29 protein-coding genes and 1 tRNA gene are annotated in these 24,672 nt (G+C 61.7%); 19 read left to right on the top strand and 11 right to left on the bottom strand.

Annotated elements, in window-relative coordinates; genetic code table 11:
- Positions 1 to 13: 13 nt before the first annotated feature.
- The 5 genes from serS (at position 14) to FJ951_RS20730 (ending at position 4,977) form a co-directional block, all read left to right on the top strand.
- Positions 14 to 1,318 (top strand): serine--tRNA ligase, encoded by a 1,305-nt coding sequence (gene serS, locus FJ951_RS20750; RefSeq protein WP_140517124.1) that lies wholly within the window; start codon positions 14 to 16, stop codon positions 1,316 to 1,318.
- Complete coding sequence (gene surE, locus FJ951_RS20745; protein WP_140517122.1) at positions 1,318 to 2,076, top strand: 5'/3'-nucleotidase SurE; 759 nt, start codon at positions 1,318 to 1,320, stop codon at positions 2,074 to 2,076. The genes serS and surE overlap by 1 nt, the downstream gene beginning before the upstream one ends.
- A complete protein-coding gene (locus tag FJ951_RS20740; RefSeq protein WP_140495769.1) occupies positions 2,073 to 2,726 on the top strand; it encodes a protein-L-isoaspartate(D-aspartate) O-methyltransferase in 654 nt (217 codons plus the stop codon). The genes surE and FJ951_RS20740 overlap by 4 nt, the downstream gene beginning before the upstream one ends.
- A gap of 177 nt (positions 2,727 to 2,903) precedes the next feature.
- Positions 2,904 to 4,436, top strand: a complete 1,533-nt coding sequence (locus tag FJ951_RS20735; RefSeq protein ID WP_140517120.1) for a LysM peptidoglycan-binding domain-containing M23 family metallopeptidase — start codon at positions 2,904 to 2,906, stop codon at positions 4,434 to 4,436.
- A 238-nt stretch (positions 4,437 to 4,674) separates the two neighbouring features.
- A complete protein-coding gene (locus FJ951_RS20730; RefSeq protein ID WP_140517119.1) occupies positions 4,675 to 4,977 on the top strand; it encodes a hypothetical protein in 303 nt (100 codons plus the stop codon).
- 84 nt (positions 4,978 to 5,061) lie between these two features.
- Here FJ951_RS20730 and FJ951_RS20725 read toward each other — a convergent pair whose 3' ends face one another.
- Positions 5,062 to 5,937: an ATP-binding protein gene (locus FJ951_RS20725; RefSeq protein ID WP_140517117.1), complete on the bottom strand. Its 876-nt coding sequence runs from the start codon at positions 5,935 to 5,937 to the stop codon at positions 5,062 to 5,064.
- A 287-nt stretch (positions 5,938 to 6,224) separates the two neighbouring features.
- Between FJ951_RS20725 and yajC the strand changes: the two genes are divergently transcribed.
- The 6 genes from yajC (at position 6,225) to FJ951_RS20695 (ending at position 11,893) form a co-directional block, all read left to right on the top strand.
- Positions 6,225 to 6,563, top strand: coding sequence for a preprotein translocase subunit YajC (yajC, locus tag FJ951_RS20720; protein ID WP_140495773.1), 339 nt, complete (start codon positions 6,225 to 6,227; stop codon positions 6,561 to 6,563).
- Positions 6,564 to 6,614: 51 nt separating this feature from the next.
- Positions 6,615 to 9,167 carry a protein translocase subunit SecDF gene (gene secDF / locus FJ951_RS20715; RefSeq protein ID WP_140517115.1) on the top strand — a complete coding sequence of 851 codons (2,553 nt, stop codon included), beginning with the start codon at positions 6,615 to 6,617 and terminating at the stop codon, positions 9,165 to 9,167.
- Positions 9,168 to 9,196: 29 nt separating this feature from the next.
- Positions 9,197 to 9,586: an Mth938-like domain-containing protein gene (locus FJ951_RS20710; protein WP_140495776.1), complete on the top strand. Its 390-nt coding sequence runs from the start codon at positions 9,197 to 9,199 to the stop codon at positions 9,584 to 9,586.
- A gap of 25 nt (positions 9,587 to 9,611) precedes the next feature.
- A complete protein-coding gene (locus FJ951_RS20705) occupies positions 9,612 to 10,427 on the top strand; it encodes a phytoene/squalene synthase family protein (RefSeq protein WP_140495880.1) in 816 nt (271 codons plus the stop codon).
- 81 nt (positions 10,428 to 10,508) lie between these two features.
- Positions 10,509 to 10,943, top strand: coding sequence for a type II secretion system protein (locus FJ951_RS20700; RefSeq protein WP_140517113.1), 435 nt, complete (start codon positions 10,509 to 10,511; stop codon positions 10,941 to 10,943).
- Positions 10,943 to 11,893 carry a sterol desaturase family protein gene (locus FJ951_RS20695; protein ID WP_181167414.1) on the top strand — a complete coding sequence of 317 codons (951 nt, stop codon included), beginning with the start codon at positions 10,943 to 10,945 and terminating at the stop codon, positions 11,891 to 11,893. Before FJ951_RS20700 ends, FJ951_RS20695 begins: the two co-directional genes overlap by 1 nt.
- Before the next feature lie 17 nt (positions 11,894 to 11,910).
- On the opposite strand, the gene FJ951_RS29100 is transcribed toward FJ951_RS20695, so the two are convergent.
- From FJ951_RS29100 to FJ951_RS20670, 6 genes are all read right to left on the bottom strand, one after another.
- Positions 11,911 to 12,111, bottom strand: a complete 201-nt coding sequence (locus FJ951_RS29100; RefSeq protein ID WP_319023017.1) for a type II toxin-antitoxin system RelE/ParE family toxin — start codon at positions 12,109 to 12,111, stop codon at positions 11,911 to 11,913.
- Positions 12,015 to 12,242 (bottom strand): type II toxin-antitoxin system RelE/ParE family toxin, encoded by a 228-nt coding sequence (locus FJ951_RS20690; protein WP_348642799.1) that lies wholly within the window; start codon positions 12,240 to 12,242, stop codon positions 12,015 to 12,017. The genes FJ951_RS29100 and FJ951_RS20690 overlap by 97 nt, the downstream gene beginning before the upstream one ends.
- On the bottom strand, positions 12,226 to 12,516 hold the full coding sequence (locus tag FJ951_RS20685) for a type II toxin-antitoxin system ParD family antitoxin (RefSeq protein ID WP_140517110.1): 291 nt from the start codon (positions 12,514 to 12,516) through the stop codon (positions 12,226 to 12,228). Before FJ951_RS20685 ends, FJ951_RS20690 begins: the two co-directional genes overlap by 17 nt.
- Before the next feature lie 64 nt (positions 12,517 to 12,580).
- Positions 12,581 to 13,990: a methylenetetrahydrofolate--tRNA-(uracil(54)-C(5))-methyltransferase (FADH(2)-oxidizing) TrmFO gene (gene trmFO, locus FJ951_RS20680; RefSeq protein WP_140517108.1), complete on the bottom strand. Its 1,410-nt coding sequence runs from the start codon at positions 13,988 to 13,990 to the stop codon at positions 12,581 to 12,583.
- Between the two features lie 570 nt (positions 13,991 to 14,560).
- Positions 14,561 to 14,701, bottom strand: coding sequence for a DUF1127 domain-containing protein (locus FJ951_RS20675; protein ID WP_013531314.1), 141 nt, complete (start codon positions 14,699 to 14,701; stop codon positions 14,561 to 14,563).
- Positions 14,702 to 14,749: 48 nt separating this feature from the next.
- Complete coding sequence (locus FJ951_RS20670; RefSeq protein ID WP_013531315.1) at positions 14,750 to 14,890, bottom strand: DUF1127 domain-containing protein; 141 nt, start codon at positions 14,888 to 14,890, stop codon at positions 14,750 to 14,752.
- 235 nt (positions 14,891 to 15,125) lie between these two features.
- Between FJ951_RS20670 and FJ951_RS20665 the strand changes: the two genes are divergently transcribed.
- The 3 genes from FJ951_RS20665 (at position 15,126) to FJ951_RS20655 (ending at position 17,238) form a co-directional block, all read left to right on the top strand.
- A complete protein-coding gene (locus FJ951_RS20665; protein ID WP_140517106.1) occupies positions 15,126 to 16,244 on the top strand; it encodes a DUF2157 domain-containing protein in 1,119 nt (372 codons plus the stop codon).
- A complete protein-coding gene (locus FJ951_RS20660) occupies positions 16,241 to 16,825 on the top strand; it encodes a GDYXXLXY domain-containing protein (RefSeq protein WP_140517104.1) in 585 nt (194 codons plus the stop codon). Before FJ951_RS20665 ends, FJ951_RS20660 begins: the two co-directional genes overlap by 4 nt.
- Positions 16,826 to 17,019: 194 nt before the next feature.
- Positions 17,020 to 17,238, top strand: a complete 219-nt coding sequence (locus FJ951_RS20655) for a hypothetical protein (protein ID WP_140495784.1) — start codon at positions 17,020 to 17,022, stop codon at positions 17,236 to 17,238.
- A gap of 62 nt (positions 17,239 to 17,300) precedes the next feature.
- On the opposite strand, the gene FJ951_RS20650 is transcribed toward FJ951_RS20655, so the two are convergent.
- A tRNA-Leu gene (locus FJ951_RS20650) sits at positions 17,301 to 17,385 on the bottom strand.
- 475 nt (positions 17,386 to 17,860) lie between these two features.
- Here FJ951_RS20650 and tig point away from each other — a divergent pair.
- The 5 genes from tig to FJ951_RS20625 all read left to right on the top strand — a co-directional run bounded on the left by tig (position 17,861) and on the right by FJ951_RS20625 (position 22,812).
- Positions 17,861 to 19,336 (top strand): trigger factor, encoded by a 1,476-nt coding sequence (gene tig / locus FJ951_RS20645; RefSeq protein WP_140495785.1) that lies wholly within the window; start codon positions 17,861 to 17,863, stop codon positions 19,334 to 19,336.
- A 163-nt stretch (positions 19,337 to 19,499) separates the two neighbouring features.
- Positions 19,500 to 20,018 (top strand): hypothetical protein, encoded by a 519-nt coding sequence (locus tag FJ951_RS20640; protein ID WP_140495786.1) that lies wholly within the window; start codon positions 19,500 to 19,502, stop codon positions 20,016 to 20,018.
- Between the two features lie 192 nt (positions 20,019 to 20,210).
- Complete coding sequence (locus tag FJ951_RS20635; protein WP_140517292.1) at positions 20,211 to 20,591, top strand: cytochrome c family protein; 381 nt, start codon at positions 20,211 to 20,213, stop codon at positions 20,589 to 20,591.
- 151 nt (positions 20,592 to 20,742) lie between these two features.
- The gene (locus tag FJ951_RS20630) at positions 20,743 to 21,678 is read left to right on the top strand and encodes a heme o synthase (RefSeq protein WP_140517102.1); all 936 of its coding nucleotides are present in this window, start codon (positions 20,743 to 20,745) and stop codon (positions 21,676 to 21,678) included.
- A gap of 312 nt (positions 21,679 to 21,990) precedes the next feature.
- The gene (locus FJ951_RS20625) at positions 21,991 to 22,812 is read left to right on the top strand and encodes a DUF2189 domain-containing protein (protein ID WP_140517100.1); all 822 of its coding nucleotides are present in this window, start codon (positions 21,991 to 21,993) and stop codon (positions 22,810 to 22,812) included.
- Positions 22,813 to 22,873: 61 nt separating this feature from the next.
- Here FJ951_RS20625 and FJ951_RS20620 read toward each other — a convergent pair whose 3' ends face one another.
- From FJ951_RS20620 to FJ951_RS20610, 3 genes are all read right to left on the bottom strand, one after another.
- Entirely contained in the window at positions 22,874 to 23,347 is a 474-nt protein-coding gene (locus FJ951_RS20620; RefSeq protein ID WP_140517098.1) for an aminoacyl-tRNA deacylase, read from the bottom strand.
- 189 nt (positions 23,348 to 23,536) lie between these two features.
- Positions 23,537 to 23,935: a cytochrome C oxidase subunit IV family protein gene (locus FJ951_RS20615; protein WP_140495791.1), complete on the bottom strand. Its 399-nt coding sequence runs from the start codon at positions 23,933 to 23,935 to the stop codon at positions 23,537 to 23,539.
- Between the two features lie 9 nt (positions 23,936 to 23,944).
- Entirely contained in the window at positions 23,945 to 24,664 is a 720-nt protein-coding gene (locus FJ951_RS20610) for a heme-copper oxidase subunit III family protein (protein ID WP_140495792.1), read from the bottom strand.
- Between the last annotated feature and the right edge of the window lie 8 nt (positions 24,665 to 24,672).

The following is a 24,672-nucleotide window of genomic DNA, read 5'->3' as shown; positions in this document are numbered from 1 at the left end:
GAGCTTTCAGACCATGCTTGACATCAAATGGATTCGCGACAACCCGAAGGCCCTTGTCGAGGCGCTGGTCAAGCGCTCGTGGTCGGTCGAGGAAGCGCAGTCCACCGTCGATGACCTGATCGCCAGGGACGAGGCGCGGCGCGAACATGTTACCGAGCTGCAGACCAAGCAGGAACGCCGCAACGCCGCCTCGAAAGAGATCGGCAATGCCATGCGTTCGGGCGATGCCGCTCTTGCCGAAAAACTGAAAGCCGAAGTCGGCGAGATAAAAACCTTCATCCAGAACGGCGAGGCGCGCGAGCGCGAGCTCGACAAGGCGCTGAACGACGCGCTGGCGGTGCTGCCCAATGTGCCGCTCGACGATGTGCCGGTCGGCAAGGACGAGCACGACAACGTGGTCAAGCATATCATCGGCAAGGTGCCGACCCGCCCGAACTGGGTGAAGGAGCATTTCGAGATCGGCGAAGCGCTCGGCATGATGGATTTCGAGCGTGCCGCGAAACTTTCCGGCTCGCGCTTCACCGTGCTGAAGAGCGGGCTGGCGCGGATGGAACGCGCGATCGGCCAGTTCATGCTCGACCTGCACACGACCGAGCATGGCTATGAGGAAGTCATCCCGCCGCTGATGGTCAAGGACGATGTTCTTTTCGGCACCAACCAGCTGCCGAAATTCGAGGAGGATCTGTTCTTCACGCCGCATGGAGATGGCAGGCTTGGCCTCATCCCCACCGCCGAAGTGCCGCTCACCAACCTCGTGCGCGAGGAGATCACCGCCCATGAGAAACTGCCGCTGCGCTACACCGCGCTGACGCCGTGCTTCCGCTCGGAGGCCGGCTCGGCAGGGCGCGACACGCGCGGCATGCTGCGCCAGCACCAGTTCTACAAGGTCGAGCTGGTGTCGATCACCGATCAGGAGTCCTCGCTCGCCGAGCATGAGCGGATGACCGAGTGTGCCGAGGAAGTGCTGAAGCGGCTCGAATTGCCGTTCCGCACCATGGTGCTGTGCACGGGGGACATGGGTTTTGGCGCGCGAAAAACCTATGACATCGAGGTGTGGCTGCCCGGCCAGAACGCCTATCGCGAAATCTCGTCCTGCTCTGTCTGCGGCGATTTCCAGGCCAGGCGCATGGACGCCCGCTACAAGGACAAAGACGGCAAGGGCAACCGCTTCGTCCATACGCTGAACGGCTCAGGCACGGCTGTCGGGCGCGCACTTATCGCCGTCATCGAAAACTACCAGAACGAGGATGGCAGCGTAACCATTCCTGAAGTGCTGCGGCCTTACATGGGCGGGCTGGAAAAGATCGAATCGAAATAATGCGTATTCTCCTGACCAATGACGACGGCATTCATGCTGAGGGCCTGGCATCGCTCGAGCGCGTCGCGCGCACATTGTCCGACGATGTCTGGGTGGTGGCGCCGGAGCAGGACCAGTCCGGCTATGCGCACTCGCTGTCGATCTCGGAGCCGCTGCGGCTGAGGAAAATCGGCGAGAAGCACTTTGCCGTGCGCGGCACGCCGACCGACTGCGTCATCATGGGCGTGAAGAAGATACTGCCCGGCGCGCCCGACCTGATCCTGTCGGGCATCAATTCCGGCGCCAACATCGCTGACGACGTCACCTATTCGGGAACCGTCGCCGGCGCGATGGAGGGCGCGTTGCTCGGCATACGCTCGATCGCGCTCAGCCAGGGCTACAGCACTGTCGGCGAGGACCGCGTCGTTCCCTACGAGACCACCGAGGCGCTGGCGCCGGCGCTGCTCAAGAAACTCGTCGCGACGCCGTTGCCGGACGGCGTGCTGCTCAACGTCAATTTTCCGAACTGCCTGCCTGAAGAGGTCGCCGGCACGGTGGTCACCTCGCAGGGCAAGCTCGTACACAGCCTGTGGGTCGAGGAACGCCGCGATGGGCGCGGGCTGCCGTACTACTGGCTGCGCTTCGGCCGCGAACCCGTCGAGGGCAAGCAGGGCACCGACCTTTTTGCGCTGCGCAATCGCCTGGTGTCGGTGACGCCGTTGCAGCTCGACCTCACAGCGCATGAGATTCGTGACCAGCTGAGCAAGGCCCTTGCATGAACCTGCCGATCGATGACCGAGAAGGATTTGCCGCCTTCCTGCTGCGCCTGCGCGGCAGGGGGACCGTGCCGAAGGCGCTGATCGCGGCCTTCGAGGCGACACCGCGGCGCGGCTTCCTGGCCGCCCAATTCCATTCCATCGCCTGGTCGGACCGCATGCTGCCGATCGAATGCGGCGAAGCGATCGAGGGCGCGGACATGCAGGCGGCGGTGATCGCCGCACTCGCCATCGAAGTCGGGAATCGCGTGCTCGAGATCGGTACCGGCTCCGGTTATACGGCAGCGGTGATGTCGCGCCTGTCAGGCCGGGTTGTCACCATCGACCGCTACAAGACGCTGGTCGAACAGGCGCGGCAGCGCTTCGAGGCGCTCGGCATCGGCAACGTCATCGCGCGCCAGGTGGATGGTTCCTCCGGTTTGGCCGCAGAAGGCCCGTTCGACCGGATCGTCGCCTGGGCCGCCTTCGACAGCCTGCCGCGTTTCCTGCTCGACCAGTTGTCGAGCGGCGGCATCGTGATCGCGCCGATCGGACCGGAGGAGGGCGAGCAGGTGCTGGCCAAGCTCACCAAGGTCGGCAGCCGTTTCGAGCGCGAGGATATCGGCCTCGTGCGCCTGCAGCCGGTATTGCGCAGCCTGGCGGCCGTTATCTAGGGATTGTCCATGTCAGCCGGCCTGCAACGGCGGCTGCGCGTGCCTCTATATGGGCAGTCTGGGCGGCCTCAAATATTTTAAGAAATTTTGCGTCTGATTCTAAGGGGTTAACCGACCAGTAACATTAACGCGCTTTAATCCTGTCCAGTTGGTGCAGAGTTTGTGCGGGTTAGTGCGATGCAACTCAGTGTTTTGAAGGCAAACAGTCGCAATTTGGCGCGGGGCTGCGCTGTTCTCATGATCGCGGGTGCCGCGGCTGGGTGCAGCTCGCAAGTGTCGCGGTTCAACGGCGTCGACGACGTCTTCACCTCCTCGACAAACAATCAGCGCGCCATCATCAACAAGCAGGATGCCGTGCAGCAGCCCTATCCGGGCGATGTCGCGGCCGCGCCGGTCGATGGCAGCCACACGCAGTCGGTCAGCCGCTCCAGCCTCGAACCGGTTTCGACCCGGCCGCTGCCGCCAGCGGTCGCTCAGGCGCAGCCGGCTCCGGCGCTGGCACCCGCCGCCAATCCGGTGCGTGTTGGATCGGCGCCCGCTCTGGTGCGCCCGGCACCGCATGTCGACCGGACGACGACGACCGGCACGATTGCTCCCGCGGCCAAGCCCTTCAAGGATGCCCAGCCCGACGCCAAGACAGCCGGCACGCCGCATGCCACCGAAATCGTCGTCAGGGACGGTGAAACGATCTCCGGGCTGGCGCAGCACTACAAGGTGCCGGCCGACGTGATCATGAAGGTCAACGGGCTGAGCGCGACCAAGGGGCTGAAGACCGGCCAGAAGATCATCATTCCGGCCTACGCCTATTCCAGCAAGGCCGAGCCCAGGGTTGCCGACGCCAAGCCAGCCAACGGCAAGCGCGACTTGCCGGCCACCGCGCCGGAAAAGGTCGCCGTGCTGCCGCAGCAGCCGAAGCTCAAGGAGGGCAAGTCAGCCGCGCAGGTCGATGCTTCGGCCGCGGCGAACAAGCCCAAAGACAGCAAGCCCGCGCCGCAAATTGCCGCCGCCGCGCCCAAGGCCGGCGCCGGTACCTATACGGTGCAGTCGGGCGATACGCTTTCCTCGATCGCCAGGAAGACCGGTGTCGGCGTTGTCGCCATCAAGCAGGCAAACGGCATGCAGGACGGCTTGCTGAAGATCGGCCAGACGCTGAAGGTGCCGGCCGGCGGAACGGCCACGGTGGCCGCCGCAAAGCCTGCGGCGGTGGACCCGGTGACGACAGCCACGACGCAGCCGACGGCCAAGACGACGCCGTCGCAAACGCTGGCTTCCTACACGCCGCCGAAGAAGGACGCCAAGGTCATCCAGCAGGCCGAGGATGACGACGCTGTGGCGCCGGACGCCACCGGCATAGGCAAGATGCGCTGGCCGGTGCGCGGCCGCGTCATTTCCGGCTTCGGTTCCGGCAAGGACGGCGTCGACATCGCCGTGCCGGCGGGCACGCCGGTCAAGGCGGCCGAGAACGGCGTCGTCATCTATGCCGGCGACGGCCTCAAGGAATTCGGCAATACGGTGCTGGTGCGGCACGAGAATGGCCTGGTCACCGTCTACGGTCACGCCAGCTCGATCGAGGTCCAGCGCGGCCAGAAGGTCAAGCGCGGCCAGGAGATCGCGCTGTCGGGTATGAGCGGCACGACGGACTCGCCGAAGCTGCACTTCGAAGTGCGCAAGAACTCGGCCCCGGTCGATCCCTCCGGCTATCTCGAATAGTCGGGGCTATTTCGAATAGAATAAAAAAAGCGATTTGCGGGCCGCCTGACCTCCAGTCCGGCCCGCCGGCTCAGCCCGCCCCGCAAGGAGCGGGCTTTTTCAGTTGGTCGCGGGATGCACGTCGCAATCTCAATGTAAGTCGTCGTTCCAAAACCAGGGCCGCCGTCAGAAAAGCGGTTATCTGCATTTTAACTAATGTAGAGGAAAGTCATTCTCGACGCTCTGCAAGGAGAGTGGAATGATTGAATCTGTCGAAGAGGATGAACTTCCGTCCGCCAGCCCAACGCATCGCTGGCAATCGCATGTACGAGCAACTGCTTTAATCGTTGCGCCGGTCATTTCGATCGCAAGTGCCGCTTTAGCCGGCTATTTCTCCTATGCGGTGATCAATACCAAGCCGCCCACAGACATGTCCGAGCTGGCCATTTCCATCCTGAAATCAGGTGATGCTTCACCAGAAATGCAGGCCTGGGCGACCGATACACTCGGGATACAAACCGATATTCCCATGGTGGGAAGCATAAAGCCTGTGCGGGAATGAACACGATATAGAAACCGGCGTCCCCGGACGGGTCGGCCACGAAACTTTTGTGGCCGGCTCCTGCCGTCACTCGGTGAGCCGCGCCTAATCCTTCAACGGCTTGCCGAGCCGGCCTGCGAGGTCCTGCGTGAACTGCCAGGCGACGCGGCCCGAGCGGCTGCCGCGTGTCGTCGCCCATTCCAGCGCCTCGGCGCGCAACTGCCCGGGGTCGATGTCGAGCCCATGATGGCTGGCGTAGCCGTTGACCATTTCGAGATATTCGTCCTGCGAACATTTGTGGAAGCCGAGCCACAAGCCGAAGCGATCGGAGAGCGAAACCTTCTCCTCGACCGCCTCGGACGGATTGATGGCGGTGGAGCGCTCATTGTCGATCATGTCTCGCGGCAGAAGATGGCGGCGGTTCGACGTGGCGTAGAAAATGACATTGGCCGGGCGGCCTTCGACGCCGCCTTCGAGTGCTGCCTTCAACGATTTGTAGGAGGTATCGTCATGGTCGAAGGAGAGGTCGTCGCAAAACAGGATGAAGCGGTAAGGCGCGGCTTTCAGCAGCGTCATCAGCTTCGGCAGCGTATCGATGTCCTCGCGATGGATCTCTATCAGCTTGAGCGGGCGGTCGAGTTTCGGCGAGGCGTTGATTGCGGCATGCACGGCCTTGACCAGCGACGATTTGCCCATGCCGCGCGCGCCCCACAAAAGCACGTTGTTGGCGGCATAGCCGGAGGCGAAGCGTTCTGTGTTGTCGACGAGGATGTCGCGCACACGGTCGACGCCGCGGATCAGGCCGATGTCGACGCGGTTCACCTTGCGCACCGGCTCCAGGTAACCCGGATCCGCCTGCCAGACGAAGCAATCGGCTCCGCCAAGGTCGGTTTCGGGCACAGGCGGCGGGGCGAGGCGGCTGACCGCCTCGACCAGGCGGTCGAGTTTCTGGTTCAATGCGTCGATGCTGGTATCGGTCATCTCAGGTCTTTTGCTCTGGTTCCGCGAGGGAAGGTGTGGCCGGGTTCGATCCCGACGGTTTCGAAACTCGCTGCAACCGTTTGTTACAGCGCGATCTTTTGCGAAAACCCGCTCGCGCTTTTCGCGGTCATGCTCTAACACGGGCGAACAGGCCGGAAAAGCAGCCGATTTGCCCGGCCACGCAGTTGCATTGGCAACTTTACCGACTATATTCCGGCCAAATTTCGCGGGGCTGCCAAATCCACTGAACCGTTTGGCGGCTGTTTTCAAAATTCAGGAGTACCTCGATGTTCGTGACACCGGCATATGCCCAAGGCATTGGGGCTTCTCCCGACATGTTCATCAGCATTTTGCCGTTCGTCCTGATCTTCGTGATCATGTATTTTCTCATCATCCGGCCGCAGCGCACGCAGCTGAAGAAGCGCGGCGAGATGCTGGCGGCCGTGCGCCGCGGCGACACGGTCGTCACCGGCGGCGGCTTCGTCGGCAAGGTGACCAAGGTGATCGACGACCATGAGCTCGAGATCGACCTCGGTGGCGGCACGAAGGTGACGGCGTTGCGCTCGACGATCGCCGACGTGCGCGTCAAGGGCGAGCCGGTAGCGAACCAGAACGCCAAGAAATAACCAAATTCCAGGCGGAGCGATCCGCGGACACGCTCTGACGGACGACGCTATATGCTTTATTTCTCGCGCTTCAAGATGATCCTGATCTGGCTGGCCGTGGCCGCCACAGTGGTCCTCGCTGCGCCCAATCTCATTCCCGCAAGCACGCTGGCGCAGCTTCCGAGCTGGGTGCCCAAGCGGCAGATGACGCTCGGCCTCGACCTGCAGGGCGGCTCGCACATCCTGCTCCAGATGGATCAGAACGATCTGGTCAAGGCGCAGCTGGAGACGACGCGTGACGAGATCCGGACACTGCTGCGCGAGGCCAAGATAGGCTATACCGGCCTGGCGGGCACGGGCAGGACCGTACAGGTCCGCATACAGGACCCGAGCCAGCTCGATGCGGCCAAGACGGCACTGAAGCCGCTGACCGATCCGGTCGCCGCCAGCCTGTTCACCGGCGGCTCCGTCCAGGAGATGGCGCTGGATGATTCCGAGCCCGGCCTGCTCAAATTCACCGTCACCGACGCCGGCATAAAATATCGCACGTCGGCTGCGTTGGCACAGTCGATCGAAGTCGTGGAACGCCGCGTCAACGAACTCGGCACCACCGAACCGATCGTGCAGCGGCAGGGCGATGACCGCATCCTGGTGCAGGTGCCCGGTTTGCAGGACCCGCAAAGGCTGAAGGAAATCATCGGCCAGACCGCCAAGCTGACCTTCCAGATGGTGGACCAGTCTATGCCGGTGCAGGATGCGCTGAAGGGCCGTCCGCCGGCCGGTTCATCGATCCTCTATTCGCAGGACGATCCGCCGGTTCCCTACCTGATCGAAAACCGCGTCATCGTTTCCGGCGAAGACCTCTCCAAAGCGACCGCAACCTACAACTCGCAGACCAACGAGCCGGTGGTTTCCTTCACCTTCAACTCGCGCGGCGCGACACGGTTCGGGCAGGCGACATCGCAGAATGTCGGCAAGCTGTTCGCCATCATCCTCGACAACCAGGTGATTTCGGCGCCGCAGATCCGCGAGCCGATCCTGGGCGGCAGCGGCCAGATCTCAGGCAATTTCACGGCCGAGAGCGCCAATGACCTCGCGGTCCTGCTGCGCGCAGGCGCGCTGCCGGCAAAGCTGACCGTGATCGAGGAGCGCACGGTGGGTCCGGGCCTCGGCCAAGATTCGATCCATGCCGGCAAGGTCGCCGGCATCATCGGCTCTATCCTTGTCGTCGCCTTCATGTTCGTCGCCTACGGCTTCCTCGGCTTCCTCGCCAACATCGCGCTGGCGGTGCACGTGGCGATGATCGTCGGACTGCTGTCGCTGCTTGGCGCGACACTGACCTTGCCAGGCATTGCCGGTATCGTGCTGACCATCGGCATGGCCGTCGATTCCAACGTGCTGATTTATGAGCGCATCCGCGAGGAGCGGCGCGCCGGACGCTCGGTGATCCAGGCGATCGACACCGGCTTCTCGAAGGCGCTGGCGACGATCGTCGATTCCAACGTCACCTCGCTGATCGCGACCGTGGTGCTGTTCTATCTCGGAACGGGGCCGGTGAAGGGCTTTGCCATCACCTACGCCATCGGCATCCTGACCACGGTGTTCACCGCCTTCACCTTTACCCGGCTGCTGGTGTCCATCTGGCTGCGCCGCGCGCGCCCGAAGGAATTGCCGCGGGCGCCGGTAACCTTCATTCCGCCCGGCACGAAGATCCCGTTCATGGGCATCCGCCGCTGGACCTTCGCGCTGTCGAGCCTGCTGTCGGTCCTGTCGGTGGTGCTGTTCATGACCGTCGACATCAATTACGGCATCGATTTCAAGGGCGGATCGCTGATCGAGGTGAAGTCTAAGAGCGGCAATGCCGATCTTGCCGACATCAGAGCCAGGCTCTCGGAACTGAATATCGGCGAAGTGCAGGTGCAGCAGTTCGGCGAGCCGAATGACGTGCTGATCCGTGTCGGCACGCAGGACGGCGGCGAGAATGCCGAGCAGACCGTCATCGACAAGGTTCGTGGCGAGTTGCAGGACAATTACGATTTCCGCCGCGTCGAGGTGGTGGGACCGACCGTGTCAGGAGAACTGGCCAAGCAAGGCACGATCGCCATGCTGGTCGCGCTGGTGGGTATCCTGATCTATGTCTGGTTCCGCTTCGAATGGCAGTTCGCGGTCGGCGCCATCGTGGCGACGGTCCATGACGTGGTCATGACCATAGGCTTCTTCGTTATAACCGGGCTGGAGTTCAACCAATCGTCGCTGGCGGCGATCCTGACCATCATCGGCTACTCGCTGAACGACACGATCGTGGTCTATGACCGCGTTCGCGAGGATCTCAGGAAATACAAGAAGATGCCGCTGCCGCAGCTCCTCAACAACGCCATCAACGAGACGCTGTCGCGAACGACGCTGACCTCGGTGACGACGATCCTGGCGCTCCTGGCACTGGTGCTGTTCGGCGGCGAGGTGATCCGCTCGTTCACGATGGCAATGCTGTTCGGCGTCATCTTCGGCACCTATTCGTCGATTTTCATCGCCGCGCCGCTGCTGATCCTATTCAAGCTGCGGCCGCAGGCCACGAGTTCGGACGAGGAAAAGCCGGTCGGCGGCGGCAAGGCGGTCGCGACCTGACGCGCGACCCGAAGGGCAGATCGGCAGGGATGGCCAAAGGTATCGTCATCCGCGAGGCGCATTTCCCCGGCCGCGCCCCTATCGAGGCGTATGGCAATGGCGGCTTCCGCTTCGCCGACATGTCGCATCGCGGTTCGCTTCTGTGCCTGCCGTCGGGTATCCATGGCTGGGAGCCGGCGGACCCATCTGCGCTGACGGTGGCGGATTTCGAACGGCTGCTGGCCCAGGCCGAGAAGATCGAAATCCTGCTGGTCGGCACGGGCAAGGATTTACGACCCTTGCCGGCGGGGCTTCGCGCCGCCTTGAAGACCGCGGGCATAGCCGCCGACCCGATGGCGACCGGTGCAGCGGTGCGGACATATAATGTCCTGCTCGCAGAGGATCGCGCGGTAGCCGCCGCGCTGATCGCCGTTGACTGACGTGGACCAAAAGGGCGAAATCGTCATGGGCGCCGTGCGCGCCGCCGACCATGACCGCTATCTCAGCGCGCTCTACGCGCCGACGGACAAGCGCGAAGCGCTGTTTTCGCTCTACGCCTTCAATGCCGAAATCGCGGGCATTCGGGATCGCATCCGCGAGGCCTTGCCGGGCGAGGTGCGGTTGCAATGGTGGCGCGATGTCATCGCAGCCGAAGGGTCCGAGACGGGCCATCCGATCGCGGATGTGCTGAAGGCCACGATTTCCAGGTACGGCCTGCCGAAACAGGCATTCGAGAATATGCTCGAGGCCCGGATCTTCGACCTCTATGACGACCCGATGCCGTCGCGAACCGATCTCGAAGGCTATTGCGGCGAAACGGCAGCCGCGCTTATTCAACTGGCGGCAATGGTGCTGGATCCAGGAGTGGCGCCACGTTTTGCCGAACTGGCCGGTAGGGCCGGTTGCGCGCAGGCGATTACGGGACTGTTGCTCCTGCTGCCGCTGCACCGCAGTCGCGGACAGTGTTTTGTTCCGGCCGATATCCTGGCCGCGGCGGGTTCGTCTCCGGAGGAATTCGTCACCGACGATGGTGGACCAGGTGCGCAGCGCGCCGTCGCCGCCATGATCGCGCTGGCGCGGGAGCATCTCTCGGTCTTCGAGAAAGGCGCATCGGATTTGCCGGCTTCACTGCGCCCGGCCTTTCTGCCGCTGGTCCTGTCGCGAGCCTACCTGACGAAAATGGAACGCGGTTCGCCGCTCGACGGCACGGTGCGACTCTCGACCATGCGCCGCCACTGGCTCATGCTGCGTCGCGCCATGGTGGGCTGGCCAGCAGTTTGACGTAAACGTCAATTGTGTTAAGGGATCGCTCAACCGGAACTGTTGCCAAGACAACAGGCCGGCTGGAGGAGATGCCTGTCCATGAGCCTGCCCGTGCTGGTCGTGATCGTCGTATTCGGCATCGCGTTGTCGGTCGCCGCCGTTCATTTCACCGGCGGCAGCCGCAAGGCCAGGCTGGCCGATGCAGAGCAGGCGCGAGAGCGTTTTGCCGAGGATTTTCCGGATGAACCGGCGGCCGCCATCCACCTCACATCCGATGGCCGAACCGCGTTCCTGGAACTCGGGCGAGGGCGCCTTGGCATCGTCCATGCCATTGGAGATCGTTTCCTGACGCGGATCGTCACGCCGCGCGATGTATTGGCACGCAGCGAAGATGATGTCGGCACGATTGTGCTGCGCCTTGCCGATTTCACCTGGAAAGGCGGTCACTTCACCTTCGCTAACGCTGCCGACGCGCACGCTGTGCTAAGAGTTCTTCAGCCGCAGCATCCTAGTTCGACCAAGGAGGCCGCGTGATGGGCGATTACAATTTCCCGCAGGTTACCCAGCTCGCCATCCCGTTCTTCGTTGCCGCCATCCTGATCGAGCTGTGGCTGGTGCGCACCGGCCGGGCCAAGGGCTCGTTCGAGACGCACGACACGCTGACCAGCCTGATGATGGGCACCGGCAATGTCGTCGCCGGGCTGCTGCTGGGCGTCGTCTCCTACTGGGCGCTGCTGTGGCTCTGGCAGTTCCGTTTCTTCAACCTCGGCCTGTCGATCTGGGTATTCCTGGCGGCCTTCCTGCTCGATGATTTGCGCTACTACATCTACCACCGCATCGCGCATCGGGTGCGCTGGGTGTGGGCCGAGCACGTCAACCACCATTCCAGCCAGCACTACAATCTGTCGACGGCACTCAGGCAGAGCTGGACGGGCCTGTTCACCTTCATGTTCGTGCTGCAGGCGCCGCTGGTGCTGCTCGGCTTCCATCCGGCGGTGATTGCCTTCACCTTCGGCTTCAACCTTATCTGGCAGTTCTGGATCCACACCGAGACGATCGGCAAGATGTGGGGCTGGTTCGAATTCGTCTTCAACACGCCCTCGCACCACCGCGTCCACCACGCCACCAATCCGCGCTACCTTGACGCCAACTACGCCGGCACGTTGATCATCTGGGACCGCATGTTCGGCACCTTCGTCGAGGAGTTGGAAGAGGACCGCCCGCGCTACGGCATCGTGAAAAATCTTGGCACCTTCAATCCGCTGAAAGTGGCTTTCCACGAATGGATCGGCATGTTCAGGGATGCCTTCGCACCTGATCTGACCCTGAGCGACCGCCTGAACTACCTGATCAAGCCGCCCGGCTGGAGCCATGACGGCTCGCGCGAAACTTCCGAGAGCCTGAAAGCAGCCTATGTCAGGCGAAATCCGGGTGAGGCCGGGAAGCCCGGGCTGCGACCGGCGCGTGCCGAGCCGGCCGAGTAGCTATTTCGTAGCCCTTTCTAGGAAAGGCCGCTCGATCCGCGATCTCGCATCAATGTCTCGTAGTCGCGGCCACTGTAGAAGATGTTGACGATGCGAATGATGTCGCTCTCGATTAGATAGGCTATGACGGCGGAGTGCTCGAACGGAACGGTTCGCAGTCCCGGCACGATGTCGTCGCGCAGGCGACCGCTACGAGGTGCGTTGCCGATGTTTGGCAACGGTCTTCAATTCGAAGCACGAATCTCAGCGCCGCGTTGGGGCTTCCGCCCGACTCAACTGTGTATCTGAAAATGTTGGTAAGATCGTCTCTGGCACTTTCGCGATACTCGACCTCAAGCCGCCGAATCATCAATGCGGCTCGAATATTGCTCAGCGAATTTCTTAAGCTGGTCGCGAACCTCTTTTCCGGAAAGGTTCGGCCTTGTGTCCTCAATCGAAGATTTTACCCGCGCCCGGATCGACGCCATGCGCTCGGCATGCTCGTCCTCTTCGCGCTGGAAAGCGCGGAGCGCGGCGCGAATGACTTCGCTCGCCGAGCCGAAGGAACCGTCCTCGACTTTTTCGCGGATCATGCGCGCCATGGCGGGCGTGACGGTGACGGACAGTTTCTCGGCTGGTTCCATGCAATGACTCCCACTAGGCGAGTGGGATAGTATCCTACTTCCGCGGCAAGGCCAGTCAGTAAGGCTATTCCGCCGCTTGAGCTTGCGCCGGCAGTCCCAGCCATCGCCGGCAATCACCCAGCGCACGCGACGTGATCGCATGCCTTTTGGCAACCGTCTTGTCCTTGCCGCGCAGGCGTTTGCCTTCGACCTTCACCGCCTCGACAGGCGGGAACAGGCCGAAATTGACGTTCATCGGCTGGAAAGAGCGCTTTCCCGGCTCGTCGTCTGAAACAATGTGACCGCCGGTGATGTGGTTGAGCAGCGCTCCGAACGCCGTGGTGAGTGGCGGCAGCGACGGCGCGTGGCCGAGCCGCTCGGCGGCGGCGAAGCGGCCGGCCAGCAGGCCGATGGCGGCGCTTTCGACATAGCCTTCGCAACCGGTGATCTGGCCGGCAAAACGCAGGCCCTGGCGCAACTTCAGCTGCAGCGAGCCGTCGAGCAAGGTCGGCGAGTTGATGTAGGTGTTGCGATGGAGGCCGCCGAGGCGGGCGAATTCGGCGTTCTCCAAGCCAGGAATCGTGCGGAAAATGCGCACCTGCTCGGCATGCTTCAATTTGGTCTGAAAGCCGACCATGTTGTAGAGCGTGCCCAGCGCATTGTCCTGCCGCAGTTGCACGACGGCGTAGGCCTTGACAGTCGGATTGTGCGCATTGGTCAGGCCCATCGGCTTCATCGGCCCGTAGCGCAGCGTCTCGACGCCACGCTCGGCCATGATCTCGATCGGCAGGCAGCCGTCGAAATAGGGCGTGCCTTCCCATTGCTTGAATTCTGTTTTCTGGCCCTCCACCAGTGCCTGCACGAAGGCAAGATACTGGTCCTTGTCCAAGGGACAGTTGATGTAGTCCTTGCCGGTGCCGCCGGGCCCGACCTTGTCGTAGCGGGACTGGAACCAGCAGGTGTCCATGTCGATCGTGTCGAAATGGATGATCGGCGCGATCGCATCGAAGAAGGCGAGCGCATCGGCGCCCGTCGCTTCGGCAATCGACTGTGCGAGCGAGGGCGCGGTCAGCGGGCCGGTGGCGATGATGGCCTGATCCCATTCGACCGGCGGCAAGCCGGGTACCTCCTCGCGCTGGATGGAGATCAGCGGATGGGCCTCGATCCTGGCCGTCACCGCGTCGGAAAATCCGTCGCGGTCCACGGCCAGCGCGCCGCCGGCTGGCACCTGGTTGGCGTCACCGGCGCTCATGATCAGCGAGCCGGCCAGCCGCATTTCGGCATGCAAAAGACCGACGGCGTTGTTCTCGGCGTCGTCGGAGCGGAAAGAATTGGAGCAAACGAGTTCGGCCAAGCCGTCGGTCTTGTGCGCCTCTGTGCCGCGAACGGGCCGCATTTCGTGCAGCACAACGGGAACGCCGGCTTGGGCTGCCTGCCATGCTGCTTCGGATCCGGCGAGGCCACCGCCGATGATGTGAATAGGTTTTTTGCTCATGAGCGCCGGAATAATCGCTTGGCGGGACGATTGCAATTGCCGCACCTGGAACATGCCGCGGCGGCGAAGGCGAAGGCTGCCCTGAAAACAACAACACCCGCCGGGGGAGGAGGTCCGGCGGGTGTCGTTTTGGGGGTCGACCCTCGGGAGGAGGTGAAGGCCGACCGTATTCGTCATCGCCGGGGAGGAGGTCGGCTTTGACGAAATTCCTTTCGCCGTTTGAAAAGGGGCGAAGCCTCTGGAGCAAAATTCGTTTTGCTCCGGGGAAACAACGCCCGCCGCGGGAGGAGGTGCGGCGGGCGCCGTTTGGGTGGCCAACCTTCGGGAGGAGGTGAAGGTCGGGCCTATCCGTCATCGCCGGGGAGGAGGTCGGCTTTGACGAAATTCTTTTCGCCATTTTGAAGAGGGGCGAAGCCTCTGGAGCAAAACTCGTTTTGCTCCGGGAAACAACGCCCGCCGCGGGAGGAGGTGCGGCGGGCGCCGTTTTGGTGGTCAACCCTTGGGAGGAGGTAAGGGGTGACCGTATTCGTCAGGATCGGGGAGGAGGTCGACCCTGGCGAAATTCCGTCGTTAGATCGCCTGGCGGGCGATGATCTTGATTTCGTCGCGGACGATGCCGAGATCATGCAGCTGGCGGTTGGAAAGGCGACCCAGCTCGGTAACCGTCTCGCGATAAACGCGCCAGTTACGATAGTTGCGGATCAGGTTCATTGTCATGCTCTTCTCAAAACTGGTTCGGACCATTCGCGGTCCGAAGGATTAGACCGCCTTGCGAGCGACGTAAGGAATGTCGCTGCGGCTGATGCCGAGGTCGGTCAGTTCACGGTTGCTCAGGCGGCTCAGCTCGGAAACGGTGTCCCGGTAGCGGCGCCAGTTGCGGTAGTTGCGGATCAGGTTCATGGTATTTCTCGTTTCGTCTTTTCTTGCGGATCATTCCGTTTGTGTACAAACCATAAATAGGCGGGCGCATATCGATTTAAAAGCGCTATGGCTGCATGGCAGCAATGCAAATTGTGCAATGCAACATTAACAAGCCTTCGCGGACCTGACACAAAGAAGCCAGAATCAGAAAGTGCCGTGACGTCAACGGTTTGGCAGCTCCAGCTGAAAAACCGACCAAGCAGCAGGGGGAAGCATGGCGGGCTACGCGACACGGGTCAGGTCGGACATTGCGCGATGGCTTGAGGCCGGGCTGATCGACGCCCCGACGGCCGATGCATTGCGGCGCGACGTCGAGATCAACGCGCGCCAGTCGTTGAGCTTCGGTTCGATCCTGGCGATGATGGCGGCGCTGCTGTTCGGCGCGGCCATCCTGATCTTCGTCGCCGCCAACTGGGAAGCCATCCCGCGGCTGGCGCGCGTTGCCGCGCTCTTTGCCGTCATCCTTGGCGGCTATGTCGGCGGTGCAGTGCTGAAAACCCGCGACCACGCGGCGATCGGCGAGGCGTTGTGGATCGTGGCGGCGGCGGCTTTCGGCGGTTCGATCGCGCTGATCGGCCAGATGTACCATCTGTCGGGCGACGAGGCCTGGGCCTTGATCACCTGGGGCGCCGGCACCGCATTGGCGGCGGTGGCGCTGCGGTCCAACCCGCTGACCGTCGCCGCGGTCGGCATCGCCGACGCCTGGCTGTTCCTGAAAGGGTTCGATTATTTCAATCGCAGCGAATTTCCGCATCTCTTCCTCGTCATGGCGGCTGTGCTGTTTGCCGTCTCGTTCTGGACCCGCAGCCAGGCGGCGCGGCACCTGATCATCCTGTCGCTGCTCTTCTATCTTGTGCTTGTCGCCGTGGATCACGAGACGCTGCCTGTGGCGATCCCGCTGGTCATCGTATCGGTATTGTTGTTCGTGGCTTCCCTTTTCGCGCCGGAACCGGTCGACCGGATCGTGCAGCTTGGCGGCCGCTTGCCGCTGCATGCTCTGCTTGGCTTCCTCACCGGACTGGCCATCATCCAGTTCGAACTGGCCGGCGAAAGCAGCTACGACAGAGGCTTCGCCATTGCTTCGGTCGTCGCGCTGGCCGGCATTGTCGCCGCCATTGTGCTCGCGGGGCGCGAGAGCCGTGGCCTGCGCTGGCTTGCCTATCTCGGCTTCGCCTTCGAACTCGCCATGATCTATGTCGTGACCTTGCAGTCGATGCTCGACACCGCCGGCTTCTTCCTTGCCGCGGCGGTGCTGCTTGGCATCCTGGCGATCGTCATCATCCGCGTGGAGAAACGCATGAAGGATCCGGCCACCGGAGGAGCCACGGCATGATGTCCGGGAAGAGGCTTGTCATCTCGGCGCTGGTGCTGGCGCTCGTCCAGATCGGCTTCCTGGGTTGGATCATCGCCGGCCGGGCGGCGATCCTGCGCAGCGGCAAGGAAGTGCTGCTGAAGATCGAGCCTGTCGATCCGCGCGACCTGCTGCGCGGCGACTATATCATCCTCGGCTACGACATCTCGCGCATACCGGTGAAGATGATCGCCAACATCCCGGCCGGAAAACTTTCCAGCGACGACACCTCGATCGTCGTCCGTCTGAAGAAGAACGCCGACGGCTACTGGACGCCGAGCGCCGCGTGGTTCGGCGCGGCGCCGACACCGACCGGTGCCGACGAGGCCGATATTCGCGGTCATGTCGCCGGAGGCTGGGATCTTCGCGGCGAGGGACTGACGATCGCGCCGGATTACGGCATCGAACGGTTCTACCTGCCGGAAGGCGAGGGGATGGCAATCCAGAACGACATGCGGGTACGCCCGTTCGGGATCCGTCTTGCACTGGCCAGCGACGGCACCGCCCAGATCAAGGCGCTGGTGGACGGCGACAAGACGCTGTTTCAGGAGCCTCTATATTAAGGTGTGCAGGGGTGGGCTGCCATCCATAGCTTGAACGGGGAGGGCGGTGCGGCCTCGAAGGCTCAAGCCTTGGAAGCTTACGTCTAATCGACCTCAGGGGCGTCCTTTAGGCGCTAGCGTCTCGCCACTGGATTGTATTGCGTGGTAGGTATATTCTCGACGCTGGCGGTGGCATTCAGAAAGATGGAAAGCCCATGGCGACCGGGTACTTGGATCACCAGTTGGAGTGTCCTTTTTGCGGCACGATAAGGCTGCGGATTCCTGCCGATGCCGAACCTTCGACGGGCATCCGGTGCGACGACTGCGGTCAGTATCTTGGCACATGGGACGAATTGCAGGATGATTTCCAGCGCCAAGGCGGTAACGATGGCATCTTCCGCCTCGACAAGGGACGTATCAAGAAGCTCGCCTAGGCAGTGTCCTGATTTCCTGCCAGCGCCTGTGCGCTAGTGGACTATCCGATGCCATGCGGCAGTGGTGCGCGTGAAGGGACTCGAACCCCCAAGCCTTGCGGCGGCAGGACCTAAACCTGCTGTGTCTACCAGTTCCACCACACGCGCCTCGGGCGGGCTGTAGCAGAGCCTCGGCGGCCTTGTCGAGGTCTTGGGAGTGAGGTGGAATACCGCATCGTCCTTTGAATATCGCGGCAGCCGCCAGCCGCGACCTGAGGGTCTGGCAATTCCGTCACGCCCGCACGGTCTGGCGATCCCATTAGCCATCATTCTGTCAATGTCAGGGCCGAAATGATGGTTATTCGCCTAAACGCGAAGATGGTTGAAAATTGGCCTCGCCTGTGACAAAAGGCGTGTCGAATGTGACGGGACGCGACGATCCGCTTCTGCAAAATGTGATAAGAAGTAGGAAAAACAAAGACTTATTCACATTTTGGAACGCAGTTTGGAAGAGTTTGAGCCGTATTTCAGGTCAAATCGCCAGGTTCCGTACCAAAAGCCATTCCCGGCAAGATTATACCGGCAGGCTGTGAACGGCAGAGAGCCGTTTGGCAGCCTCATTGGTGAAAACAAAGGTTTTACGATGCAGGTCACCGAAACACTCAATTCCGGTCTCAAGCGCGAGATCAAGATCACCGTGCCGGCTGGTGACATGGAAGCCAAGCTGATGGCGCGGCTGACGGACGCCAGGAATAAGGTTCGCATCAACGGCTTCCGTCCCGGCAAGGTGCCGGTGCAGCACCTGCGCAAGGTCTATGGCAAGTCGTTCATGGCCGAAGTGGTCAACGAGATCCTCAACGATTCGACCCGGTCGATCATTTCGGGCCGCGGCGAAAAAGCCGCCATGCAGCCCGAAGTCATCATGACCGAGGACGAGAAGGAAGCCGAGAAGATCCTGGCCGGCGGCGCCGACTTCGAATTCCGCCTTAACTACGAGATCATCCCGCCCATCGAGATCAAGGATTTTTCCGACATCAAGGTGACGCGCCAGGTGTTCGACGTCCCTGACGCGGAGATTGACGAGCAGGTCAAGCGCGTCGCTGAATCGGCGCGCAGCTACGAGCCGAAGACCGGCAAGGCGGCCGAAGGCGACCGCGTCACGATCGACTATGTCGGCAAGATCGACGGCGAGGCCTTTGCCGGCGGCGCCGGCACGGATCAGCCGCTGGTGCTTGGCTCCAAGGAATTCATTCCGGGCTTCGAGGATCAGCTCATCGGCGCCAAGGCCGGCGATGAAAAGCAGGTCACCGTGACCTTCCCGGAAAACTACCAGGCGGCGCATCTGGCCGGTAAGGAAGCGACTTTCGACGTCACGGTCAAAGAAGTGTCCAAGCCGGGCGAACTCGAAATCAACGATGAGACCGCCAAGAACCTCGGCCTGGAATCGCTGGAGCGCCTGCGCGATGTGGTGCGTGGCCAGATCGAGAGCCAGTTCGGCTCGATGACGCGCCAGAAGGTCAAGCGCCAGCTGCTCGACCAGCTTGACGCGGCCTACTCGTTCGAGGCGCCTTCGAGGCTTGTCGAGGCCGAGTTCAACAACATCTGGGCGCAGGTCAACCGCGATCTGGAAGCGGCCGGCCGCACCTTCGCCGATGAAGAGACGACCGAGGAAGAAGCGCGCGCCGAATATATGCGGCTCGCCGAGCGCCGCGTGCGCCTTGGCCTTGTACTGGCCGAGATCGGCGAGAAGGCCGGGGTCACCGTGTCGGACGAGGAATTGCAGCGCGGCCTGTTCGAGCAGGTTCGTCGCTTCCCGGCCAACCAGCAGCAGGAAGCCTTCGAGTTCTACCGCAACAATCCCGAGGCGCTGAACGCGCTGCGCGCGCCGATGTTCGAGGAGAAGGTGGTCGATCACCTGCTCGGGCAGATCTCGGTTACCGATGTCAAGGTCAGCAAGGAAGAGCTGATGGCCGACGACGAGGAAGCCGAGACGGCGACCAAGGCGAAGCCGGCGAAGAAGGCCGCGTCGAAGAAGACTGAAGACAAGAAGAGCGACGACGCGGAAGAGCCGAAGAAGAAGGCAGCGCCGAAGAAAAAGGCCGCCAAGGACGCCGAGTAAATCCCGAGTTGATGGAACTGACGAAGGCCGCCCCTCGAGGCGGCCTTTTTCGTTGCGAAACTGCAACAGCCAATCCGTTTCGCGGACGATGACCATTGTCGATACCAAGCATTGATCACTATCTGCGCTCTTGCTGCAAACCACAGGGTTGTTGGAGGGGCGGTTGAGCCTATTCTTCGAAACGCGACGCGTCGTGGCCTTGGCGATCGTCCTGGCCTTTGCCTGCGATTTCGCCCAGGCCGATGCCGGCACCTGGCGCATCGGCACGGACGATGACGGCCTTGTCACGGCTTCGGTCCATGCCACCAACAAGCTGATCACCGGCGGTGGCGCCCTGAGCTATAGCCCGATCCTGACCATCGCCTGCCGCCCGGACAGCCAACCGCGCTGGACCGAATGGTTGCAATTGAACGACACCGTCTCGGCCAATCGCAAGATCACCATGTCGGTCACCGTCGACGGCGACAACAAGTTCGACGAGAGCTGGTTGGTCGGCCCGCGCGGCCGCATGCTGGTGCGCGATGGCGCCGACGGCATAAAGCGCCTTACCGCGGCGAACCGGCTCCAGCTTTCGTGGCGCTTCGGGCTGCTGTCGGGGCGGGGCCACGCCGATTTCGATCTGACCGGATTTGATGAAGCGGTCAGCCAGCTCGCCGGCAGCTGCAACACTGCTATGCCTTGATCCGCTGCGGACAACCTAAACCTTTGTAAGTCGACCTCTTCTACCTGCCGGCCAGATTCCGTGGTATATAGAGGCCGCAATTTCATATGGGAGAAGCGGACAATCTGTTCTGCAGTACAAGGCGCATCGCTGGCGATGCTGGCTTATACCAGATCGTCTCGGGCGCATTTGACGATCAGGGAGGAAAAAGTCATGCGCTTAGCCGCGTTTTTCGCCGTCGTGTTTGTTGCAACCTTCGTCGCTAATCCATCGCAGGCTCAGGATACTGCGGCTGGCGAGAAGGTCTTCACCAAATGCAAGGCCTGCCACATTGCGGACGAGGACAAGAACAAGATCGGTCCATCGCTGCACGGCGTCATCGGCCGCACTGCCGGTACGCATCCCGGTTTCAAATATTCCGACGCCATGATTGCGGCCGGCAAATCCGGCGTCAAATGGGACGAACCAACACTGACGACCTATCTTCACGATCCCAAGGCCATGGTCAAAGGCACCAAGATGGCGTTTCCCGGCCTCAAGAACGATGCAGACGTGACCAACGTCATCGCCTATTTGAAAACGTTCTCCAAGTGACTTTCTCCTCCGCCATGCGTCTATCCTCTCGTTCGCCGTGATCTCGTCCGAACCCGAAGGGCCGCGTAAGCAAAAACCGGGTTTCAATTTCGCTCACGCGTGCCTTCGGTTCGGGATCATGGCCTAGGTTTCTTGCTTCCATCGGTCTGAGATGTCGATTAGGGAAAGCCGCCTCAAGGATATCGTCATCCGCCTTCCGGAAGCGACGGCGGGTGATTTCTTCGCGCTTTTAAAACCGCGGGTCATGGCGCTTGCCGTATTCACTGCTTTCGTGGGCCTAATGACGGCGCCTGGCCCGACGAATCCGGTCATCGCGGTGATCGCCATCAGTGCGATTGCGATGGGAGCAGGCGCGGCCGGGGCGCTCAACATGTGGTACGACGCGGACATAGATGCGTTGATGTCTCGCACGTCCAAGCGGCCAATCCCGTCGGGCCGCGTCGCGCCAGGCGAAGCCCTCGGCTTCGGTCTGGTGCTTTCCGCACTTTCGGTGACCGTGCTTGGCGTGCTGGTGGGGTGGCTTGCCGCATCGCTGCTGGCATTCACCATCTTCTTCTACGTCGTCATCTATACGATCTGGCTGAAACGCTCGACACCGCAGAACATCGTCATAGGTGGCGCGGCAGGCGCTCTTCCTCCGGTGATCGGGTGGGCTGCTGCCACCGGCGCCATCGGCATTGAAAGCATCATTCTGTTCCTGATCATTTTCCTCTGGACACCACCGCATTTCTGGGCGCTAGCCCTGTTCAAGGTCGGAGAGTACGCCGCGGCGGGCATCCCCATGATGCCGAACGTGGCTGGCCAACCCTCGACCAGAAAGCAAATCTTGGCCTATTCGCTGGTTCTGGCGCCAATCGGCGTGCTTCCCTGGGCCTTTGGATTCGCGAGCGGATATTACGGGATTGTCTCGACCGTCTTGGGTGCGGGATTCGTCTGGCGCGCCTGCAAGGTGCTCACCATCCCCGACAAGGAGATGAAGCAAGCAAAGGCGTTGTTTTCTTATTCGATTTTCTACCTGTTCGCGATCTTTGCAACGTTACTTGCCGACACTACTGTAATGCGTACGATCGCATCAGCCGGCCGTTGACGCCGGCGCAAAACATTACGTCGGCAGTGCGCAAAAACCCAGCAGCAGCAGAACAACGACGCCAAGGCCGAGTATGAGAACTGTCCTTCCGTCCATGACCCTTCACCTTCGACTTGAGGAGAATATCGAAGAAAGGCGTCCAGAGCTAGACAGGCGACCGGGCCTTCTTACCCAACCTTCTTACAAAGCGCGACAAGTCGCTCGCATGAGAGTATATTGATCCTGGTGCAGGTCGCGGTTTGCGTGGCCAGTCATGCAGAACGGCAGCACCGTGAAACCGCGGCCTTACCAGACCTGTCTGGAGGAATGGTCATGGCAAGCTTTCACGTCATAGCAGGCGCCAGCGAGACGCTGGAGCACACCAGAATTCGCAAGATCGGTGTCACCGACCTTTTCGATGCGCTCAGGCGCGGCGTCGACGATTTCATGGTCAAACCGTCGCACATCATTTTTCTCTGCCTGATCTACCCGCTTGCGGGGGTCGTGCTTGCAGTCTGGACATCAGGCAATAACACGCTCCCATTGTTGTTTCCGCTCGTGTCCGGATTTGCGCTAATTGGTCCATTCGCCGCAATCGGCCTCTATGAGATCAGCCGGCGACGGGAAGCCGGGCTAGACGCCTCATGGAGGGCCGCCTTCGAGGTCAGGAATTCTCCGGCGCTGCCAGCCATCGCCGCGGTTGCGATCATGCTGCTTGCAATCTTCATCGCCTGGCTTTTGACTGCGCAGGCGTTTTACCAACACCTGTTCGGCCCCGCCCCACCGCAATCCTTCTCCAGCTTCATCAATGACATATTCGCCACAGGACGCGGCTGGACGCTCATCATCCTGGGGCACGCCATCGGCTTCGTCTTCGCTGCGATCGTGCTGTGCACGACGGTCGTCGCCTTCCCGTTGTTGCTCGAGCGAGATGTCGGCGCCTATGAAGCCATCCACACCTCGGTGCGCGTGGTGCTGGCGAACCCGATCGTGATGGCGGTATGGGGCCTGATTGTCGCCGTCGCCCTGATCATCGGCACGCTGCCAGTATTCGCGGGGTTGGCGGTCGTGCTGCCGATCCTCGGTCACGCTACCTGGCATGTCTACCGCAAGGTCGTGGAACCGCCGCCGACGGCCGGACCGGCGCCTCGATGAACTCCCTGCCGCGCCGGCAAGAGGACCGGTGCGTGCAGGTTGATCAGAGCCCTTTCCCGCTTCAGTAAGCCGGATGGCTGAAGCGGGCCTGGTGGGCGCCCATAGTCAGGTTACAGAAATCCTTGCCGCTGACACGCACCAGCGTCCTGTGATCGCCGCCCTCGAAATAGATATCGGCGGCACTGCCAAGGCTTTCGTCAAGGACTACCGGCACATCGTAGGCCGCGCCGATCGGCGGAATGGCGCCGGTATCGCAATCGTCAAAGAGCGAAACCGCTTCATCTTCGGTGGCGAGTCCAAGACTCTTGTCCATGACCTTCTGCAACGCGCCGACCTCGATCCTATGTGTGCTGGGGACCACGGCCAGCGCATAACCCAGATCGTGGTGAACGAGCACCGATTTGGCCATTATGCTGCCGGGCACGTGCGCGGCTATAGCGGCCTGCCTGCTTGTGGCCGTGCGATGATGCGCGACAGTGTCGTAGGAAATCCCTTTCCGGTCGATATAGTCCTTCAGTTTGTTTGCGATTGTCATTTTGGGCGTCCCTTGCTGAGTTCGCGACGCAGGTCAAAACGCGGCAATCATTTCGCTTCCGTCGTTTCGGTATGAATAAAGATGGCCCAACCGTCGATTGTTTCAAGGCGAGGGTGGCGGCACCGGACCGCCCGCAGCATCGTCGGAATCCTGATCGGCCATCGACAAGGTCTGAACTCCGATTTGGCGTCAGGGCCCAGCCCCGAAAAACGCCATCCGGGTGAGAAGCGTGTAATCCGCTTCAAAGACCATCATCGCCACGAATACCAACACCAGCACGGGCGGCAGGATGATTGCGTATGTCAGCGCCAGCCGTTCCCAGGCCATGTGCATGAAAATGGCGACGATGAGCCCTGCCTTGAGGATCATGAAGATCAGGATCAGCGACCATCTGAGATAGCCGTGCAGACCGAAATAATCGATCAGATAGGAGCAGGTGCTGAGAATGAACAGCCATGCCCAGACCACCAGATAAAGCTTGATCGGGTGCTCCTGATGAACTTCTGCCGGGGGGGCGCCGGTCGTCGCCGCGTCATGAGTAGCGTGCAGCGTGTGTTGCCCGAGGCCGTTTGCGGTTGCTTCAGCCATATCTGCCTCTCACCAAAGATAGAAGAACGCGAAAATGAAGACCCAGACCAGGTCGACGAAATGCCAGTAGAGTCCCATGATCTCGACGTTCTCGTAGCGGCCCCTGCGGCTGGTAAAGAAGCCGGGCCGCCCAAAGTCAAAATCTCCACGCCACACCTTTCGCGCCACGATGATCAGGAAGATCACCCCGATTGTCACATGCGTGCCGTGGAAGCCGGTGATCATGAAAAAGGTTGACCCGAACTGGGCAGCGCCCCAGGGATTGCCCCAGGGCCGCACGCCTTCGGTGATCAGCTTGGTCCATTCGAAGGCTTGCATACCGACAAAGGTCGCACCGAGTGCTGCGGTCAGAAGCATCAGGATTGCCGTTTTGCGGCGGTCGCGGCGATAGCCGAAATTGACCGCCATGGCCATGGTTCCGCTGCTTGAGATCAGCACGAAAGTCATGATGGCAATAAGGATCAGCGGAATATCCGAGCCGCCGATACGAAGCGCAAAGACCTCGCTGGGATTGGGCCACGGCACGCGTGTCGAAATGCGCGCGGTCATATAGGAGAGCAGAAAGCAGCCGAAGATGAAGGTGTCGCTGAGCAGGAAGATCCACATCATGGCCTTGCCCCATGACACGTTCTTGAACGCCCGCTGATCCGAGGACCAGTCGGCGGCGATGCCTTGCCAGCCTGCGGGCCGCGGCTCTGTCTGAGCGATATGCGTGAGTGTCTCTGCCATCCGCCCGT

The organism is Mesorhizobium sp. B2-2-3 (genome assembly GCF_006442405.1).
In the GTDB taxonomy this organism is placed as follows: domain Bacteria; phylum Pseudomonadota; class Alphaproteobacteria; order Rhizobiales; family Rhizobiaceae; genus Mesorhizobium.
The sequence above is the reverse complement of the archived record's forward strand: the minus strand, read 5'-3'. Positions and strand labels throughout refer to the sequence as shown.

Excerpts from the sequence above, each read along its gene's own strand:
- yajC (WP_140495773.1), top strand. The coding sequence starts at position 6,225 with ATGTTCGTGACACCGGCATATGCCCAAGGCATTGGGGCTTCTCCCGAC.
- trmFO (WP_140517108.1), bottom strand. The coding sequence starts at position 13,990 with ATGAGCAAAAAACCTATTCACATCATCGGCGGTGGCCTCGCCGGATCC.
- tig (WP_140495785.1), top strand. The coding sequence starts at position 17,861 with ATGCAGGTCACCGAAACACTCAATTCCGGTCTCAAGCGCGAGATCAAG.
- FJ951_RS20620 (WP_140517098.1), bottom strand. The coding sequence starts at position 23,347 with ATGACAATCGCAAACAAACTGAAGGACTATATCGACCGGAAAGGGATT.
- FJ951_RS20635 (WP_140517292.1), top strand. The coding sequence starts at position 20,211 with ATGCGCTTAGCCGCGTTTTTCGCCGTCGTGTTTGTTGCAACCTTCGTC.
- FJ951_RS20660 (WP_140517104.1), top strand. The coding sequence starts at position 16,241 with ATGATGTCCGGGAAGAGGCTTGTCATCTCGGCGCTGGTGCTGGCGCTC.
- surE (WP_140517122.1), top strand. The coding sequence starts at position 1,318 with ATGCGTATTCTCCTGACCAATGACGACGGCATTCATGCTGAGGGCCTG.
- FJ951_RS20700 (WP_140517113.1), top strand. The coding sequence starts at position 10,509 with ATGAGCCTGCCCGTGCTGGTCGTGATCGTCGTATTCGGCATCGCGTTG.
- FJ951_RS20625 (WP_140517100.1), top strand. The coding sequence starts at position 21,991 with ATGGCAAGCTTTCACGTCATAGCAGGCGCCAGCGAGACGCTGGAGCAC.
- FJ951_RS20685 (WP_140517110.1), bottom strand. The coding sequence starts at position 12,516 with ATGGAACCAGCCGAGAAACTGTCCGTCACCGTCACGCCCGCCATGGCG.
- FJ951_RS20670 (WP_013531315.1), bottom strand. The coding sequence starts at position 14,890 with ATGAACCTGATCCGCAACTACCGCAACTGGCGCCGCTACCGGGACACC.
- FJ951_RS20725 (WP_140517117.1), bottom strand. The coding sequence starts at position 5,937 with ATGACCGATACCAGCATCGACGCATTGAACCAGAAACTCGACCGCCTG.
- FJ951_RS20610 (WP_140495792.1), bottom strand. The coding sequence starts at position 24,664 with ATGGCAGAGACACTCACGCATATCGCTCAGACAGAGCCGCGGCCCGCA.
- FJ951_RS20655 (WP_140495784.1), top strand. The coding sequence starts at position 17,020 with ATGGCGACCGGGTACTTGGATCACCAGTTGGAGTGTCCTTTTTGCGGC.
- FJ951_RS20690 (WP_348642799.1), bottom strand. The coding sequence starts at position 12,242 with ATGATTCGGCGGCTTGAGGTCGAGTATCGCGAAAGTGCCAGAGACGAT.
- FJ951_RS20665 (WP_140517106.1), top strand. The coding sequence starts at position 15,126 with ATGGCGGGCTACGCGACACGGGTCAGGTCGGACATTGCGCGATGGCTT.
- FJ951_RS20695 (WP_181167414.1), top strand. The coding sequence starts at position 10,943 with ATGGGCGATTACAATTTCCCGCAGGTTACCCAGCTCGCCATCCCGTTC.
- FJ951_RS20615 (WP_140495791.1), bottom strand. The coding sequence starts at position 23,935 with ATGGCTGAAGCAACCGCAAACGGCCTCGGGCAACACACGCTGCACGCT.
- serS (WP_140517124.1), top strand. The coding sequence starts at position 14 with ATGCTTGACATCAAATGGATTCGCGACAACCCGAAGGCCCTTGTCGAG.
- FJ951_RS20675 (WP_013531314.1), bottom strand. The coding sequence starts at position 14,701 with ATGAACCTGATCCGCAACTATCGTAACTGGCGCGTTTATCGCGAGACG.
- FJ951_RS20705 (WP_140495880.1), top strand. The coding sequence starts at position 9,612 with ATGGGCGCCGTGCGCGCCGCCGACCATGACCGCTATCTCAGCGCGCTC.
- FJ951_RS20740 (WP_140495769.1), top strand. The coding sequence starts at position 2,073 with ATGAACCTGCCGATCGATGACCGAGAAGGATTTGCCGCCTTCCTGCTG.
- FJ951_RS20630 (WP_140517102.1), top strand. The coding sequence starts at position 20,743 with ATGTCGATTAGGGAAAGCCGCCTCAAGGATATCGTCATCCGCCTTCCG.
- secDF (WP_140517115.1), top strand. The coding sequence starts at position 6,615 with ATGCTTTATTTCTCGCGCTTCAAGATGATCCTGATCTGGCTGGCCGTG.
- FJ951_RS20730 (WP_140517119.1), top strand. The coding sequence starts at position 4,675 with ATGATTGAATCTGTCGAAGAGGATGAACTTCCGTCCGCCAGCCCAACG.
- FJ951_RS20735 (WP_140517120.1), top strand. The coding sequence starts at position 2,904 with ATGCAACTCAGTGTTTTGAAGGCAAACAGTCGCAATTTGGCGCGGGGC.
- FJ951_RS20710 (WP_140495776.1), top strand. The coding sequence starts at position 9,197 with ATGGCCAAAGGTATCGTCATCCGCGAGGCGCATTTCCCCGGCCGCGCC.